This is a genomic window from Micromonospora sp. NBC_00898 (genome assembly GCF_045207895.1).
Lineage (GTDB): Bacteria > Actinomycetota > Actinomycetes > Mycobacteriales > Micromonosporaceae > Micromonospora.
This window is the reverse complement of the sequence record NZ_CP108775.1, coordinates 2092947-2109137: the sequence shown is the minus strand read 5'-3', so window position 1 is coordinate 2109137 and position 16191 is coordinate 2092947. Positions and strand designations below refer to the sequence as shown.

Below are 16191 nucleotides of genomic sequence, written 5' to 3'. Positions count from 1 at the left end.
GGCGCAGCGCGTATCCGTCGTCGTTCACGCCAGGGCCTCTCTCAGCATGTACAGCCGCACGGTCGTGCCGGCGGCGGTGGTGTGCACCCGAACCAGGTCGCACAGGGCGTACACGATGACGCGGCCGCGCCCGCCGATGCCGTCGTGCGCCGGGGCCAGCCGGCCGGCGAGCGGGTCGGCGAGCCAGCCGTCGTCGTGGATCTCGCAGACCAGGTGCGTTCCGGTCAGCCACACCTGCAGGGTCCCGGCGCCACCGGCGTGCGCCACGCTGTTGGTCGCCAACTCGGTCACTGCGATCTGCAGGTCGGCGATCCGTTCGGCGTCCAGGCCGGCGCCCGCCGCGTGGTCCGCGACGAACCGGCGTACCCGCGGCAACGTCTCCAGGTCGTACCGGAACGTGGCGACCTGCTCGTCCGGAACGGGCAGCGGCTTGTTGTGCCGGGCGACCACGTCCGCCGGGGCGTAGCCCGCGCTGGGCCGCCGCCCGGCCCGGTCAACCAGCACCGGGTGGGTGCAGCGGGCCTCCGCGAGCACCACCGGGTCGAGCCGGGCCGCGTCGTACGGGCACGGCGGGTCGGCCGTCCGGTACGCCCACAGCAGTGGGGCCCAGCCCCGCTCGGCGTACGGCCCGACGGTGGCCGGATGCGCGGCGGCCACCGTGCGCAGCTGCTCGGGCGCGAAGAGCCGCCGGTCGTAGAGGCACATGCCGGCCACCCGCCGGTCGAGGAACAACCGGTTGACCTGCGCCTCGTAGCGGCTCAGCTCGTCCAGGCCGGTGCCGGTGCGCAGGATCCAGCCCATGTCGCCGGCCAACCGGAGCCCGGAGTAAGCCCTCCCGATGGGTCCGGGTGATCTCGCCGGCGAGGGATTCGATCATCGGCTCGACGGCCAGCCACGGGTCCGCAGCGCCCGGGGGGTGACCGTGTCGGTGAAGCAGATGACCTTGTGGCCGAGCCGGAGCCCGGTGGCGGTGAAGCGCGTGACGGCCTCGAGTGCCGCGCGCTCGTCGTCGTGCGCCCAGCAGACGTGGTCTCCGAGGTGGACCCGGTCGACCACGGCGGTTGCAGTCACTGTCATCGCCTTCCGGTCCGCGCGCCCCGCACTGTAACGCCGGCCCCGGTGTCGACCCAACGGGCCGCGCTCCGGCCACCTGCTTGCCGACGAGGGGCGCGCCCGGTTACCCTGCGAAGGGACCCGGATGCCGGCGGACGACGCCGCCCGGAGTCCTTCTCACCCACACCGCCCGGTCCACGACCGTCGCGGGGTGTCGATTCACGAGTCCCGCGCCACACTGCCGCGGGGACTCCGCCGTTCCGGCCGGACCATCCCGCCGCCGGCGGACACACGTCCTCTCGCTGGCATCGGACGCGCTCGACGCCTCCGCCGCGCCGCGCGTCCCTTCGCCGCGCCGCCCGGCCGCCGCGGTCCGCCGCACCGCCTGGCCGTCTCTTTCCCGGTACGCCCGCCCCACCGTCGCCGGTCGATCCGACGTCGGCGGCAGCGGTCACCTCATCCGAAAGGCACCCGATGACCACCGAATCCACCGCCCTGACCCCGGTCAGCGGCATCGTCGACACCGACGGCGACCACGCCTACGTCCGGGTCGAGGGCTACCTGCCCTCCGCGGGCGACCTCCACGTCTCGGCGTCCCAGCTCAGGACCTACGGCCTGCGCCGCGGCGACCTGGTCACCGGCGCGGTACGCCCCGGCGCGCCGCACCGGGGGCGGCACCCAGCGCTGGCGCGGCTGGACACCGTCAACGGGATGGAGCCGGAGGAGGCGCGGCGGCGGCCGGAGTTCTACAAGCTGACTCCGCTGTACCCGCAGGAGCGGCTGCGGCTGGAGACTGAGCCGCACATCCTGACCACCCGGGTGATCGACCTGGTCATGCCGATCGGCAAGGGCCAGCGGGCGCTGATCGTCTCGCCGCCGAAGGCGGGTAAGACGATGGTGCTGCAGGCGATCGCGAACGCGATCACCCGCAACAACCCGGAGTGCCACCTGATGGTGGTGCTGGTCGACGAGCGGCCGGAAGAGGTCACCGACATGTCTCGGTCGGTGAAGGGCGAGGTCATCGCGGCCACGTTCGACCGTCCGCCGCAGGACCACACCACGGTGGCGGAGCTGGCGATCGAGCGGGCGAAGCGCCTGGTCGAGCTGGGTCACGACGTCGTCGTGCTGCTCGACTCGCTGACCCGGCTGGGCCGCGCCTACAACCTGGCCGTCCGCTCCGGCGGGCGTACGCTCTCCGGCGGCGTCGACGTGGCCGCGCTCAACCCACCGAAGCGGCTGCTCGCCGCGGCCCGCAACGTCGAGGAGGGCGGCTCGCTGACCGTGATCGCGTCGGCCCTGGTGGAGACCGGGTCCGCGGCCGACACGCTGATCTACGAGGAGTTCAAGAGCACCGGCAACGCCGAGCTGCGGCTGGACCGGTCGCTGGCCGACCGGCGTGCCTTCCCGGCCGTCGACATCCGACCCTCCGGCACGCGCCGGGAGGAACTGCTCGCCACGGGCGCCGAGCTGCACCGGTTGCGTGGCCTGCGCTCCGCACTGTCCGCACTGGACCGGCACCAGGCGCTCGACCAGCTCCTCCGTCAGCTCGCCGGCACGCCGGACAACCACCGCTTCCTCGCCCGGCTGGACCCGCCGACCCGGGCTAACATCAGGTCGCATGACCGATGATCCAGCCGATCGTCCGCCCACCGTCCGCCAGCTGCGTCTGGTCGTCGAGGCCGACGACTACGACGCCGCGGTCGCCTTCTTCCGTGACGCCCTCGGCCTGCCCGAACAGGCCGCGTTCTCCGGCGGGGACGGCGCCCGGGTGGTGATCCTGGAGGCGGGCCGGGCCACGCTGGAAATCGCCAACCCGGCGCAGAAGCGGATGATCGACGAGGTGGAGGTCGGCCGCCAGGTCGCCCCGCGGATCCGGGTCGCGTTCGAGGTGGACGACGCCCCGGCCGTCACCGACCGGCTGGTCGCGGCGGGCGCCGCCGAGGTGGCCCCGCCCACGGTCACCCCGTGGCAGTCGCTCAACGCCCGGCTCGACGCCCCGGCGGGTCTGCACATCACCGTCTTCCAGGAGCTGCGTACGCGGGACGAGCGGACCGCGCTCGACGGCTTCGGCGTCGACCGCGACGGCTGACCGCTCGCCGAGCCGGGCGGCCGGAACCGGGTTGCCCGCGGCAGGAGTGTTGTCGATACTCGGCCCGTGTCCGTCCCCCGTGCCGCCCAGGCCGACTCCCGCGCGCTCACGCCGGCGCAGACGGCCGCGCTGCGGCACGTTCGGCAGGTCGCCCTGCGGGACCGGCCGGCCGCGCTCGCCGTCATCGCCCGGCACCTGGCCGGTTCCGGCGCCGCGTACCGGCCGGAGGAGGTGATCGCCGCGGTCGCCGCGCACGGCCGGCTGACGCTCAACTTCCACCCGGACCGCCTGCTGCGGGACGGCCGCGCGGTGGCGACCGCCCTGGACGAGGAGGGCGTCTACCGCAGCCAGTTCGAGACGGGCATCTCCAACGGCGGCCTGACCGCCTTCCCCGGCGGGGACCGGGACCGTTGGGAGGAGACCCTGTTCGGCGGGGCCTACCAGCACGGCGACGTACGCCCCGCCGACCGCCCCAAGTACGGCGGCCTGAATCTGCTCGACCACCCGGACGGCGCCTCCCCCCGGTTCGGCTCCTGCCACCTGCGGCTGCGCCCCGAGGTCCTCGGCCGGGCCACCCTCTGCTTCGGCGACAGCCACCTCGGCCCGAAGGATCTGGGCACCGTCGACGTCGTCGAGCCGGTGCTCGCGGCGCTGTTGGAGGCCACCGCCGGGACCGGGGTCAGCCTCGGAGTGGCGGGCATGGACACGGCCACCCTGCTGCGGACGCTGGTGCGCCGCCGGGAGCGGGAGTCCGAGCGGCCCGGCCCTCCGGGGCGGGCGCTCGACGACTACGTGGAGGCGCAGATCCACGGCGAGCTGAGCCTGGAGCGGGACGTGGAGGCGCTGGTGGCCGATCCGTCGTTCCGGGACACCGACGCGGGACGGACTTTGGCGGGCATCGCCCGGCGGCACGCCTGCCCGCTGCTCTGGCACACCGGCTTCGAGTTGCCGGTGGACGGGATCGACCCGGATTTCCGGGGACCGGCCATCCCACCGCTGGCCGCCCGCGTGCACGCGGAGTTCGCCCGGCCGGGGGAGCCGGTGCACGCCGCCCTGATCGGCCGCGCGGCGGCCTCGGTGGTGACGGAGCCCGGGCGCTGGGCGGACCGCGGTCCGACGGAGGTCACCCTCCAGCACCTCAAGCAGCTCTGGCACGTCCTGGTCTGGTTCGGTACGCCCGCCAGCCGCTGACGTCCCGCTCAGCGGAAGGCCCGGCCGACCCGCTGCGGCGGGTCCGGTAAGGCGGGGGTCCGGACCGGCGTGTCCGGTAAGTGCTTCTCGTGCCGCCGGAAACCCTTCCTGGCCGACTGTCCGATACCCCTGGTGACCTGGGTCGCAGCCGCTGCCGCGCGGCGCATATCCGGAATGACCGACACGCGAAGCTGGTTGTGTCCCCCGTAGCGCCGGACCGCAAACACCTACCGGCCGGTAGTTCCCCCGAGGGGCGCTCACCCCGGAGCGCGTCGTGACGATCGAAAGGGCAACCATCGTGAAGCAGCACTTCACTCGATGGCACCCCACCATCGCCAAGACCACACAGGACCTCTCGCGACGGCTTCCCGCCATCGCGGAGGCAACGCAGCGCAGGATCGCGAAGATCCCGCAGAGCAAGGCCGCACTGAGCGTCGCGGGCGTGGCCGCCATCGGTGCCCTGGCGTTCGGCCCGACGGCCGTCGCCGCGCCGGTGACCAGCGGACCCCACGAGGGCGCAGTGGCCGCCATCGACCTGGCAACGGGCAAGAAGACCGAAACCGTCGAGTCCGGGCTCACCACCGGCGCCGACAAGGTCAACCAGCCGGCCTCCGACAAGCCGAGCCGGGACAAGCTCATCCCGCACGGCGTCGAGGGCGCCCAATCGCGCATCCCGCTCGACGACGCGCAGCTCACCAACGCCAAGGCCATCGTCAAGGCGGCCAAGGAGACCGGCGTGGGCGAGCGGGGCGCCGTCATCGGCGTGGCCACCTCGCTGCAGGAGTCGAAGCTGTACAACCTCGGCCACCTCGGCGATTACAACGACCACGACTCGGAGGGCCTGTTCCAGCAGCGCCCGTCGTCCGGTTGGGGCTCGCCCGAGCAGGTCACCGACCCGGACTACTCCGCCAAGGCGTTCTTCAACGCGCTGAAGAACGTCGGTGGCTGGCAGCAGTTGCCGCTGACCGCCGCAGCGCAGACCGTCCAGGTGTCCGCCTTCCCCTACGCCTACGCGCAGTGGGAGGAGCAGGCGGCGGACATCGTCCAGCAGCTCTGGTGAGCTGAGCTCTTCCGTCGACCGGCCGGTCCCCTCTCCCGGGGGCCGGCCGGTTTTCCTTTGTGGCTGGGCTGCGGCGCCCGCCCGTTTGCAGTCCGGCTCCGGATTGCGGTGGGGGTGTGGCCCGCCGTGCCCGGCTCCGGGCGGTCAGGCTTGATCCCTGCGCCGGTCACGGCGGGCCACACCCCTGACCTGGTCAAGGTCCGCCCGCCCGCGCCGGCTCTTTCCACGGGTACGACGCTGCGCCGGCCCCCCCCGGGCCCCGGTGTTGATGGCCGCCGGGGTGATCGACCCCCCGGGTCCCGGGTGGCCGAGGTGGCGATGTGCGTGCACTGCGCGACGTGATCGACCCCGAGCGCCCGAGGTGGCGATGTCCGCGCTGTGGCTGACCCGATCGCCTCCGGGGCGTCGGTGTGGCGGTGTCAACTCTCCGGGCACCCCTGATCGACTCCATGTGGCGGTGTCCGGCGGGCGCGGATACCGCCAGGTCGCGCATCTCGTGCCGGCTGTCCGTCCGCCCCCGCCCTGGCTCGAGTGGTCTGGGGTCGGATGTCGGGTTTCGGGGTGTGACCGGTGGCATCCCGGGGCCGGAATCGTGGCGGGGGTCGGGTCGTTACATTTCCCGTACGACCGAGTACCTGGTCCGCTCGACGGGCCGGACGGGCCCCGGGAATGATGGTGGGCCGGCGGTCGTTACACATGGTCCCGGCGCCGCGAAGAGGCCCCCGCCCCGCGGCTCTCGCCGGACAAAGACTTTCCCCTTGTACTTCCTGAGCGCCTGACGGTGCTTGCGCATGTCCCGGCCCCCGCCGGTGTGTGTGCCGACCCCCGAATGGAGCTTCATCATGAACACGATCATGCGGAAGAGCGTTCTCGGTATTGCTGGTCTGGCCTTCACCGGTGGCGTGTTCGCCGGTCCGGTCGCCGCTCACGCGGCCGCCCCGGTTGATGGCAAGCCGGTCGCGGTGGCGGTGCAGGCCGACAAGCCGGACATGGGCACGCTGATCCCGCACGGTGTGCAGGGCGCGCAGTCGAAGATCACCCTGAACGACGAGCAGACCGGCAACGCGAAGGCGATCATCGCCGCCACGAAGAAGGCGGGTCTGCCGGAGCGGGCCGCGGTGATCTCGATCGCCACGTCGCTGCAGGAGTCGAAGTTGGAGAACCTGGGTCATCTGGGTGACGCCAACGACCACGACTCGCTGGGCCTGTTCCAGCAGCGCCCGTCCAGTGGTTGGGGTACGCCGGAGCAGATCACCAACCCGGAGTACGCGACCCTGGCGTTCGAGAAGGGCCTCAAGCAGGTCGACGGGTGGCAGGACATGCCGCTGACCGAGGCCGCGCAGACGGTGCAGGTGTCGGCCTACCCGGACGCCTACGCCCAGTGGGAGCAGCAGGCCGCCGACCTCGTCGCCGCCAACTGGAACAGCTGACACCCGCATAGCAAGAGCTAACGCCGCTAGCCGGCACCCCCAACACGAGGGGTGCCGGCCAGCGGCGTTTCCACGTACCCAAGCAAAACCGCGACGGTCGGACGGACCGCAAGCAGGTCGGGGCTGGGGGCGACCGTCCCCGGCGTAGGGATCAAGCCTGACCGCCCGGAGCCGGGGCCGGTCGCCCCCAGCCCCCAACCGCAACCACAAACGAAGCCGCAACCAGAGAAACCTCAAGAGCGTCGACCCCCGGCGATGTCGACCAGCGCCGCCACCAGAGCGACCGTGATGATCCCCGTGGCCAGCAGCAGCGAGTGCCGGAAGGCCGTCGCCCAGTCGCCCCGGCTGCCGGCCAGCGAGGAGAAGAACAGCGACCCGACGGCCGCGATGCCGGCTGCGGAGCCGATCCGCTGGCCGGTCTGCAGCATGCCCGCTCCGCTGCCCGCCTGCGGCACCGGCACCTCGGACAGGGTCAGCGTCTGGTTCGGGGCGATGACCAGGCCGCTGCCCAGCCCGGCGAGGAGCAGCGGCACCGCGGTCAGCAGCGGCACCGAGCCCGATGGTGAGCCGCGCAGCACCCAGACGGTGGCGGCGAGCCCGATCACCACGACGAGCAGGCCGACGGCGACCAGCGGCCGGCCGTACCGGGTGACGACCCGGCCGCCGAGGGCGGACGCCGCCGCGGAGCCGAGGGCGAACGGGGTGATGGCCAGGCCGGCGATGAGGGCGCTGTAGCCGAGCCCGTTCTGCAGGTAGAGGGTGAAGATGAAGAAGATGGCGGTGAACCCGCCGAAGTAGACCAGCGCGATCAGCGCCCCGAGGGTGTACGAGCGCAGTGCGAACAGCCGCAGGTCGAACAGCGGCGGCCGGTGTCGGGCGTACCAGCGTTCCCAGAGGCCGAAGCCGACGAGGAAGGCCAGCCCGGCCGGGATGAGCGCCCACTTCCACGGCGTGTGCCACTGGCTGTGTTGCACGAGTGGGAGCAGTACGAGGGTGACTCCGACGCCGAGCAGCAGCACGCCGACCGGGTCGAGGCGGTGCCGGTCCTGCTGGCCGGTTGGCCGGGTGGGCAGCAGCCGCCAGGCCAGCAGCACCGCCACGATGCCGACCGGCACGTTGACGAAGAAGACCCACCGCCAGCCGTGCTCCTCGCCGCCGAGCTGGATGAGCAGCCCGCCGAGCAGCGGCCCGACCGCGGTGGAGATGCCGATGGTGGCGCCCAGCAGGCCGAAGGCCCGGCCGCGTTCGGCGCCCCGGAACAGCTGTTGGATCAGGCCGCTGACCTGCGGGTTGACGATGCCGGCGGCGGCGCCCTGCAACAGCCGGGCGGCGACCAGCCATTCCGGTGAGCGGGCCGTCCCGGCGAGCGCGCTGGTCAGGGTGAACAGCGTCACCCCGAGCACGAACGCGTTGCGCCGGCCACGGGCGTCGCCGAAGCGTCCGGCGGGCACCAGCACCAGACCGAAGGTGAGCGCGTACCCGGAGAGCACCCACTGCAGGTCGCTCGGCGTGGCATGCAGGGCGCGGTCCATCGACGGCACGGCGACGTTGACGATGCTGACGTCGAGCAGCGTCATGAAGGCGGCGACCAGGCCGACGCCGAGCGCCTGCCAGCGCTTGCGCTCGTCGTACCCGCCGGTGTCGGCGGGTGCCGACGACCGGTCCGCGCTCATGCTGCCCCCCGAAGGTCGTCGATCACGCATTCCTGATCGCTACCCGGGCCCTCGAGGGGCAAACGGGACGTCACGCCATCTGGCGAGCGCACCACCGCGGCCCGAAGTCCAGCCCCGCCATCGGCGAGTCCTCGCGGTGCAGCAGCCCCTTCTGGGTGAGCAGGTGCAGCGGCGCGTTCAGCTCCTCCTCACTCATTCCGGTCTCCTGGGCGATCAGGTCGGGGTAGGGGACGTGTCCCCGGGTCTCCAGCGCGGTTACCGCCTGGTAAACCCGTTCCTCGACCTCCGACAGCTGTACCTGCTGCATAGGTTCCTCCTCGGCGTGACCCGCCCGGTTCGCGGGCGGCCTGCGCCCGGCGATTACCCCTCGGGTGTCCGTTGATGCCCACCCGATCGGGGAGTCGCGCCGGGCGCCGGCGGGGTGCCGTGGCCTAGGCTGCACCGGTGATCGTCTGGGATCTCGCTGTCGTCGGAGGTGGCCCCGCGGGGCTCTCCGCCGCGCACGCCGCGGCCCGCGCCGGCGTACGCACGCTGGTCGTCGAGCGCGCCACCCATCCCCGGTACAAGACCTGCGGGGGAGGGCTGATCGGCACGTCGCTGGCGGAGGTCGCCGATCGGGTCGAGGTGCCGGTGCACGACCGGGTCGACCGGGTGACGTTCACCCGGGACGGGCGACGCGGCTTCACCCGCCGGCACGCCGCCGGGCCGCTGGTGGCCATGGTGCGGCGGGAGGAGTTCGACGAGCGGTTGCGGGCCGCCGCGGTCGCCGCCGGGGCCGAGGTCCGCGAGGGCGTCGCCGTCCGCGCCGTCGAACAGGACCCCGACGAGGTACGCCTGCGGCTGGCCGACGGCCAGACGGTGCGCGCCCGGGCCGTCATCGGCGCGGACGGCTCCTCCGGGGTCACCGCCCGGCACGTCGGTGTCCGGCACCGGCAGGTGGACCTCGGGCTGGAGCTGGAGCTGCCGGTGCCGCCGGAGGAGCAGGACCGCTGGCGGGGTCGGCTGCTGCTGGACTGGGGGCCGGTCCCCGGGTCGTACGCCTGGGTCTTCCCGAAGGGCGACCGGCTCACCGTCGGGGTGATCGCCGCCCGGGGTGAGGGCGAGCGGACCCGCGCCTACCTGCGGGACTTCGTCGACCGGCTGGGCCTGTCCGGGGTGACCCCGGAGCACGACTCGGGCCACCTGACCCGCTGCCGTACGGAGGACTCGCCGCTGCGCCGCGGTCGGGTGCTGGTTGCCGGGGACGCGGCGGGGCTGCTGGAGCCGTGGAGCCGGGAGGGGATCAGCTACGCGCTGCGCTCGGGCCGGCTGGCCGGTGCGGCGGTCGCCGACGGTGACCTGGACGGCTACGGGCGGGCGGTCGAGCGGCTGCTGACGCCGTCCATGCGGGCCGGGCACCGGCTGCTGGACGTCTTCGAGCGGCGGCCGGACGTCTTCCACGGGCTGCTGGCCACCCCGGCCGGCTGGCGGATGTTCGTCCGGTTCTGCCAGGGCCGGGCCAGCTTCGACGAGACGCTCGCCCGGCGGCCGGTCCGGGCGGCGCTGGCCCTGCTGGACCGTCTCCCGCCGACGCGGCAGCAGCCCCGCGCCGAGGTGCGAGCCGCCGCCCGCTGACGACGGCCGGCGGGCTGACGCTCAGGGCACGATCACCGCCCGCCCGTGGATCTCACCCCGCCGTAGCAGGTCGTACGCCTCCGGCGCCCGGTCCAGCGGGAAGGTCTGCACGTCGGCGCGGAGCAGCCCGACGCGCCCCAGCGCGATCACCTCCTGCAGCTCGGCCCGGGTGCCCCAGAACGGGACCTCCACGCTGGTCTCCAGCGGCAGGGTGGGCGGCTCGTCGGCGACGGGCCGCACGGGCAGTGTCCCGCCGGCGAGACCGACCAGCATCAGCCGCCCCCCGGTGGCGACGACCTGGCGGGCGGTGGTGAGGGTGGGGTCCGCCCCGACGAAGTCGAGGACCACGTCCGCGCCGTCCGGCGGTGGGCCGACGAGCGACCGGATCTTTTCGACCGTGTCCGGTCCGGCCCGCACCACGTGGTGGGCGCCGAGCCGGGTGGCCAGGTCCAGCGCGGCCACGCTGGTGTCCACCGCGATGACCCGGACCGCTGTGGTGGCGACGAGGATCTGCACGGCCATGTGCCCGAGCCCGCCGATCCCGATGACCACGCAGGACGTGCCGGGGCGCAGGTTCGGCCGGGCCAGCTCCACCGCGTGGTACGGGGTCAGCCCGGCGTCGGTGAGCGGGGCCACCTGCTCCAGGTCCATGTCGCCGACGTGCAGCAGGCGGGACGCGGGCACCACCACGTACTCGGCCAGCCCGCCGTCGCGGCTGATCCCGATTCCACCCACCGGCACGACCCGGCACTGGTTCTCCAGCCCCCGCAGGCAGGCGCGGCAGCGGCCGCAGCCGATGATCCCGTACACGGCGGCGCGGTCCCCGGGCGACCAGCCGGTCACGCCGGCGCCGACGGTGTCGATCGTGCCGGCGATCTCGTGGCCGAGGGTGATCGGGGTCGGGAACATCCCGGCCGGCGCGTCGAGGATGTGCAGGTCGGAGTGGCAGGCTCCGACCGCGCCGACGCGCAGCAGCACCTCGCCCGGCCCCGCGTCCGGCGCTGGCACCGCCACCTGTTCCAGCACCCCGGGAGCGGTCATCCGTACCGCGCGCATGGTCGTCCTCCACCTCGTGGCTGCCGGCCGTCGCGGCGGCTTACCCCTGACGGGAAGGTTGATGCGACGGCTGGCCGGGCGGACGCACAATGCGGGTATGGACGAGCCGGTCGAGTCGTTCACCGACGAGGAGTACGCGTTCCTGCGGCACGTGCGCTTCGGTGAGCTGCCGCCGCGGGTCGGCCCCGACGAGCGGGTCGAGTTCACCGAGACCGAACCGCGCCGGGACCGGCCCGAGCCGGCCGGCAGCCCCGACGAGTGGAACCTGCGCCTCGGCCCGGGTGGCTGAGACGCGGACGGGCCGCGGGTGGGAACCCACGGCCCGTCGCACGGTACGGATCAGAAGACCGGCACGCCCTCGCGGACCAGCTTCCAGTTCGGCACGAAGAAGTCGGCCGGGTCGATCACGCCCTTGGCCTGCGCCCAGTCGATCAGCAGCTGGCGGATCTCCTGCTGCTGGTTGTAGACCTGGGTCTTGACGATGCCGGGGAAGTTGCCGCCACCGCTGCGCCGGTAGTTGTTCACCGCGATGACGAACTGGGCGTCGGCGGCGACCGGGGTGTCGGTGCCCGGCAGGACCAGGCGGGTGATCCGCTGGCCGACCGGCTTCGAGATGTCGATGTCGTAGTCGACGCCGGAGATCACGTCGTAGTTGTAGTCCGGCACGGCCGGGTCGCTGATCGTGGCCGGGTCGACCGGCGCGCCCACCGGCAGCGTGACGAAGTACTTCGCGGAGTACTCCAGGTACGCCTTCACCTCGGCGCCGCTGATCATCACTGCCTCGAGGGTGTTGTCGTAGACGTAGAGGCCCGCGACGTCGCGGATCCGCACGTCACCCTGCGGGAAGACGGCGGTGCGGCTGAACGGCGCGGCGATCGACAGCACCGGCAGGCCCGCGTACGCGGTGCCGGCGAGCGCCGTGGTGACCACCTCGGTCTGGACGTGGTTGATGAAGTCCAGGATCGGGGTGTCCTTGTACCGCGACTCGGCGGCCGACAGCTCCACGCTGGACTGCGCGACGACCTGGTTGACGTAGCCGACGGTCTTGGCGTGCTGGCCGCGCACGGCCGCCAGGACCGCCGGGTCCTCGACCACGGTGTTGGTGTTCAGCATGGTGGCGGACTTGCTGACCACCTGCCACCGGCCCTTGACCTTCTGCACGGTGAAGTCCATCCGGGTGAGGCGCTGGCCCCACTTGGACGGCTCGGAGGTCAGCACCTGCACGCCGGTCGCGGCGTTGGTGAAGAACTTCTGCGGGACCTCGTTGTGCGCGTGGCCGAAGAGGATCGCGTCGATGCCCGGGACCTGCTCGGCGATCAGCGCGACCGGGTTCTCGTTCGGCAGCTCCGGACCGTAGCTGGAGGTGCCGCTGTCGCCGCCGTGGGCGGAGATGATGACGATGTCGGCGCCGCGCTCCCGCATGATCGGCACCCACTTGGCGGCGGTGGCGATCATGTCGGCGAAGATCAGCTTGCCCTCGACGTTGGCCTTGTCCCAGATGGCCACACCCGGGTTGGTCAGGCCGAGGATGCCGACCTTGATGGTCGGGGAGTCGTAGCCGCCGAGGGCGACCTTCTTGATCACGTACGGCAGGAAGGCCGGCTTGCCGGTCGCCTCGTTGATCGCGTTCGCCGCGAGGGCCGGGAAGCCGAGCTGGCCGATCCACTGCGCCAGCAGCGGCAGGCCGTAGTTGAACTCGTGGTTGCCCAGCGTGACGGCGTCGTACTTCAGCACGTTCATCGCGTTGGCCATCGGGTGCGTCTCACCGGTGGTGGTGATCGGCTCCTGCTTGGCGTAGTAGGTGGCCAGCGGGGTGCCCTGAATGGTGTCGCCGGCGTCGAGGACGAGCGTCGGCTTGCCCTTGCGCTCGGCGCGGATCTGGTTGACCAGGGTGGCCAGCTTGGCGACGCCGACGTCGTTGTGCTTGCTGTCGTCGTACTCGGCGTCCTTGTAGTAGTCCCAGTTGTAGACGTTGCCGTGGGTGTCCGAGGTGCCCAGGACGGTCAGGTCCCAGGTCTTCGGGCCCGTCGACCCGGCCGCCCGGGCCGGAGCGCCGGCGATCAGGGGGGCGGTCGCGGCGGCGGCCGCGACGGCGAGCACCTGGCGGCGCGAGGCGCCGGAGGAGGAGGTCATGCCGTGCCTTTCCATGGGGGTGGAGGCGCCTCGTGGGCGTTGTTGCGCACCATAACGAGCCGCCGTCACTCCTGCCACAGCAGCCCGAGGTGTTTCACCACAACAGCGTCACCGGCCAACCGCGCGCAACACGTCGGCCACCCCGCGCGCGAACCGGGCCGAGCAGGGCATCCGGGTCGGCCCGGTCGGCGGCAGGCTCACCAGGTGACGTCGCCGGGCGGCCGCCGGCGGTTACCGGGGCCAGGCGGCCATCCGGCGGCGTACCTGGGCCACCTGGGCCGCGTCGAGGCCGTAACGCGCGAAGCGACGGTCCGGTACCTGGTCCAGGTAGCGGCCGGCGGCGCGGACGTCGTCGAGGTCCAGCGCCGGGTCGACCTGGCGGGCCAGCTCCAGCAGTTCCGCCACGGCGTACTGGTCCAGCGCCGAGGACACGTCGATGTAGTCGCGCACCTCGCGCCGGTTGACCAGCGCGGCGGTCTTGTTCGCGATCAGGTCGCGGACGTCCATCACCGGGCCGAGGTCCATCACCACCGGACTGCGGTACCGGTCGAGGCGGGCCAGGCTCAACCGGATCTGCCGGCCGTCCCGGCTCACCACGAAGTCCCGCAGGTCCCGGTCGAACCCGTCGAACAGCTCACCGAGCTCGCTGTCCGGGTCGGCGTCCACCACCTCGTAGCCGGCCCGCTCCAGCGCCGCCCGCACCCCCGCTGCCGCCGCGGCAGCCGCCCCCTCCACGTCGGCGAAGAGGTCCACGTCCTCCGTCGGGCGGGTGACCAGGCCGTGCGCCGCCCACGCCACCCCGCCGCCCAGCACGAACCGGTGCGGCCCGGCGGCCGTCAGGGCCACCCGGGCCACCTCCCGGTAGAACTCGTGCAGGTGGGTCACGCGGTGCCCGCCCCCGGGCGCCCGATCATGCGGTACGCAGGCCGCGGTGCCGGCTCTCCCACGCCACGCGTACGCCCCGCGGTAGGTTCAGCCGCCGCCACACCCGACGTAGCGTCCGGCCGTTGATCAGCGCCCGGAGGTCGTCGGTGCGGGTCGTCTCGCGCAGCACGTTCTCGTACATCCAGAGCAGTTCGTCCGGGTCGCCCAGGTCGAAGGCGCGCTCGCTGCTCCACATCAGCCGTACCGGCAGCTCGATGACGCCCCGGGTGGGGCCGGTCAGCTCGGCGAGGGTGCGGGCCACCACGGCGGGGCGACCCGGTCGGGCCAGCGGGGCCACCGGGGTCGTCGCGGGGGAGAGCGCCTGCATGGTGTCAGGGTAACGCCAACTCGGCTTCGCGCTGTTCTCCGGTTGTCGGGGTTTCCTGGTGGTGCCTCTTTCCTGTTGCGGCTGGCGCCGTCCGTGCGGGTCCGTCGTGGGTTGCGGTGGGAGGTGTGGCCCGCCGTGCCCGGCTCCGGGCGGTCAGGCTTGATCCCTGCGCCGGTCACGGCGGGCCACACCCCCGACCTGGTCCGGGTCCGCCGGTGAGTGCCGGTTACGACCGTTTCCCGGTACGATTTCCGCCCCGTCGCCCCTGGCCGCCACCCCTGACCCGGGTGTGCCCGCTGCGCGGCCTTGATCGCTTCGTATCGCGGGTGGTCGGTGTCCGGGTCGGCGTGGATACCGCCAGGTGCGGGATCTGGTGCCGGTTGTCGGGTTCCACCCACCCGGCGAGCCCCCGTGTGGGCGGGATGTCGGGTTCGGGGTGTGACCGGTGGCATCCTGGCGGCGGAATGGTCGGGGGTCGGGGGTCGTTACATCTCCCGTACGACCGAGTACCTGGCCCGCTCGACCGGGCCGGTGGACAGGCCCCGGGTCGGAATGATGGTGGCCGGCCGGTCGTTACACATGGTCCCGGCACCGCGAGCAGGCGAACCCCCGCCCCGCGGTTCCCGCGTAGCGGCCCCCGCCCCGCGGTCCAGCCGGACACAGACTTTCCCCTTTGTTTGTTGAGCGCCTGACGGTGCTTGCGCATGTCCCGGCCCCCGCCGGTGCCGACCCCCGAATGGAGCTTCATCATGAACTCGATCATTCGTAAGAGCGTGCTGGGTGTTGCTGGTCTGGCGTTTGCCGGTGGTGTGTTCGCCGGTCCGATCGCCGCGCACGCCGACACCGGCCCCGTGGCTGGCAAGGCCGCCGTGGTGCAGGCCGACAAGCCGGGTGTGGACATGTCGAAGCTGATCCCGCATGGTGTGCAGGGCGCCCAGTCGAAGATCACCCTGAACGACGAGCAGACCGGCAACGCGAAGGCGATCATCGCCGCGACGAAGAAGGCGGGTCTGCCGGAGCGGGCCGCGGTCATCTCGATCGCCACGTCCCTGCAGGAGTCGAAGTTGGAGAACCTGGGTCACCTGGGTGACGCCAACGACCACGACTCGCTGGGCCTGTTCCAGCAGCGCCCGTCCAGTGGTTGGGGCACGCCGGAGCAGATCACCAACCCGGAGTACGCGACGATGGCGTTCGAGAAGGGCCTGAAGCAGGTCGACGGCTGGCAGGACATGCCGCTGACCGAGGCCGCCCAGACGGTGCAGGTGTCGGCGTACCCGGACGCCTACGCCCAGTGGGAGCAGCAGGCCGCCGACCTCGTCGCCGCCAACTGGAACAGCTGACCCAACCGAAGACACGCGATACGCCGCTGGCCGGCACCCCCAACACGAGGGGTGCCGGCCAGCGGCGTTTCCACGTACCGCAGAAGGAGCCGCGACCGGCGGGCGGACGGTGACCCAGCCCCCAACCGCAACCACAAACGAAGCCGGAGACGATCGCCCCCAGCCCGAAGCGCGACCACCGGAAAACCTGGTGACGGCGGTCACCGGAGCTGACGGAACACCGGCCCAGGTGGGATCGTTGTGCAGAGCGTCGGTGTGTCCAGTGTCCCCGGGCCTCACCTAAATTGCCTTCGCGGAATA

General features: G+C 72.6%; 15 protein-coding genes and 1 pseudogene. 8 read left to right on the top strand and 8 right to left on the bottom strand.

What is annotated here, in order from left to right; all coding sequences use genetic code 11:
* Positions 1-24: 24 nt before the first annotated feature.
* Positions 25-840 carry an MEDS domain-containing protein gene (locus OG799_RS10300; RefSeq protein ID WP_406046257.1) on the bottom strand — a complete coding sequence of 272 codons (816 nt, stop codon included), beginning with the start codon at positions 838-840 and terminating at the stop codon, positions 25-27.
* 33 nt (positions 841-873) lie between these two features.
* A complete protein-coding gene (locus OG799_RS10295; RefSeq protein WP_406044798.1) occupies positions 874-1071 on the bottom strand; it encodes a hypothetical protein in 198 nt (65 codons plus the stop codon).
* 447 nt (positions 1072-1518) lie between these two features.
* Between OG799_RS10295 and rho the strand changes: the two are divergent.
* From rho to OG799_RS10270, 5 genes and pseudogenes are all read left to right on the top strand, one after another.
* Positions 1519-2682 (top strand): annotated as a pseudogene (gene rho / locus OG799_RS10290) (transcription termination factor Rho); the annotation flags it as partial.
* Positions 2672-3142 carry a VOC family protein gene (locus OG799_RS10285; RefSeq protein WP_406044797.1) on the top strand — a complete coding sequence of 157 codons (471 nt, stop codon included), beginning with the start codon at positions 2672-2674 and terminating at the stop codon, positions 3140-3142. The pseudogene rho and the gene OG799_RS10285, both read left to right, overlap by 11 nt.
* Positions 3143-3208: 66 nt before the next feature.
* Positions 3209-4333, top strand: coding sequence for a DUF3626 domain-containing protein (locus OG799_RS10280; protein ID WP_406044796.1), 1125 nt, complete (start codon positions 3209-3211; stop codon positions 4331-4333).
* 298 nt (positions 4334-4631) lie between these two features.
* Complete coding sequence (locus OG799_RS10275; RefSeq protein WP_406046256.1) at positions 4632-5393, top strand: hypothetical protein; 762 nt, start codon at positions 4632-4634, stop codon at positions 5391-5393.
* An 842-nt stretch (positions 5394-6235) separates the two neighbouring features.
* Positions 6236-6823 (top strand): hypothetical protein, encoded by a 588-nt coding sequence (locus OG799_RS10270; protein WP_406044795.1) that lies wholly within the window; start codon positions 6236-6238, stop codon positions 6821-6823.
* 233 nt (positions 6824-7056) lie between these two features.
* Here the strand turns inward: OG799_RS10270 and OG799_RS10265 are convergent, their stop codons facing one another.
* Together OG799_RS10265 and OG799_RS10260 are read right to left on the bottom strand one after the other, a co-directional pair.
* The gene (locus OG799_RS10265; protein WP_406044794.1) at positions 7057-8496 is read right to left on the bottom strand and encodes an MFS transporter; all 1440 of its coding nucleotides are present in this window, start codon (positions 8494-8496) and stop codon (positions 7057-7059) included.
* 70 nt (positions 8497-8566) lie between these two features.
* Positions 8567-8803, bottom strand: a complete 237-nt coding sequence (locus tag OG799_RS10260) for a hypothetical protein (RefSeq protein ID WP_406044793.1) — start codon at positions 8801-8803, stop codon at positions 8567-8569.
* 137 nt (positions 8804-8940) lie between these two features.
* On the opposite strand from OG799_RS10260, the gene OG799_RS10255 reads away from it, so the two are divergent.
* A complete protein-coding gene (locus tag OG799_RS10255) occupies positions 8941-10110 on the top strand; it encodes a geranylgeranyl reductase family protein (protein ID WP_406044792.1) in 1170 nt (389 codons plus the stop codon).
* Between the two features lie 21 nt (positions 10111-10131).
* On the opposite strand, the gene OG799_RS10250 is transcribed toward OG799_RS10255, so the two are convergent.
* The gene (locus tag OG799_RS10250; protein ID WP_406044791.1) at positions 10132-11166 is read right to left on the bottom strand and encodes an NAD(P)-dependent alcohol dehydrogenase; all 1035 of its coding nucleotides are present in this window, start codon (positions 11164-11166) and stop codon (positions 10132-10134) included.
* Between the two features lie 97 nt (positions 11167-11263).
* Here OG799_RS10250 and OG799_RS10245 point away from each other — a divergent pair, with 97 nt between their 5' ends.
* Complete coding sequence (locus OG799_RS10245; RefSeq protein ID WP_406044790.1) at positions 11264-11455, top strand: hypothetical protein; 192 nt, start codon at positions 11264-11266, stop codon at positions 11453-11455.
* Between the two features lie 50 nt (positions 11456-11505).
* Here OG799_RS10245 and OG799_RS10240 read toward each other — a convergent pair whose 3' ends face one another.
* The 3 genes from OG799_RS10240 to OG799_RS10230 form a co-directional block, all read right to left on the bottom strand.
* The gene (locus OG799_RS10240; protein WP_406044789.1) at positions 11506-13299 is read right to left on the bottom strand and encodes a bifunctional metallophosphatase/5'-nucleotidase; all 1794 of its coding nucleotides are present in this window, start codon (positions 13297-13299) and stop codon (positions 11506-11508) included.
* A gap of 231 nt (positions 13300-13530) precedes the next feature.
* Entirely contained in the window at positions 13531-14184 is a 654-nt protein-coding gene (locus tag OG799_RS10235) for a nucleotidyl transferase AbiEii/AbiGii toxin family protein (RefSeq protein ID WP_406044788.1), read from the bottom strand.
* 25 nt (positions 14185-14209) lie between these two features.
* Positions 14210-14551 carry a hypothetical protein gene (locus OG799_RS10230; protein WP_406044787.1) on the bottom strand — a complete coding sequence of 114 codons (342 nt, stop codon included), beginning with the start codon at positions 14549-14551 and terminating at the stop codon, positions 14210-14212.
* 749 nt (positions 14552-15300) lie between these two features.
* Here OG799_RS10230 and OG799_RS10225 point away from each other — a divergent pair.
* Complete coding sequence (locus tag OG799_RS10225) at positions 15301-15891, top strand: hypothetical protein (protein ID WP_406044786.1); 591 nt, start codon at positions 15301-15303, stop codon at positions 15889-15891.
* The last annotated feature ends 300 nt before the right edge of the window (positions 15892-16191 follow it).

Bases quoted from the DNA above. Each gene is read 5' to 3' on its own strand.
- OG799_RS10285 (WP_406044797.1), top strand. From the start codon at position 2,672: ATGACCGATGATCCAGCCGATCGTCCGCCCACCGTCCGCCAGCTGCGT.
- OG799_RS10270 (WP_406044795.1), top strand. From the start codon at position 6,236: ATGAACACGATCATGCGGAAGAGCGTTCTCGGTATTGCTGGTCTGGCC.
- OG799_RS10265 (WP_406044794.1), bottom strand. From the start codon at position 8,496: ATGAGCGCGGACCGGTCGTCGGCACCCGCCGACACCGGCGGGTACGAC.
- OG799_RS10260 (WP_406044793.1), bottom strand. From the start codon at position 8,803: ATGCAGCAGGTACAGCTGTCGGAGGTCGAGGAACGGGTTTACCAGGCG.
- OG799_RS10250 (WP_406044791.1), bottom strand. From the start codon at position 11,166: ATGCGCGCGGTACGGATGACCGCTCCCGGGGTGCTGGAACAGGTGGCG.
- OG799_RS10245 (WP_406044790.1), top strand. From the start codon at position 11,264: ATGGACGAGCCGGTCGAGTCGTTCACCGACGAGGAGTACGCGTTCCTG.
- OG799_RS10240 (WP_406044789.1), bottom strand. From the start codon at position 13,299: ATGACCTCCTCCTCCGGCGCCTCGCGCCGCCAGGTGCTCGCCGTCGCG.
- OG799_RS10230 (WP_406044787.1), bottom strand. From the start codon at position 14,551: ATGCAGGCGCTCTCCCCCGCGACGACCCCGGTGGCCCCGCTGGCCCGA.
- OG799_RS10225 (WP_406044786.1), top strand. From the start codon at position 15,301: ATGAACTCGATCATTCGTAAGAGCGTGCTGGGTGTTGCTGGTCTGGCG.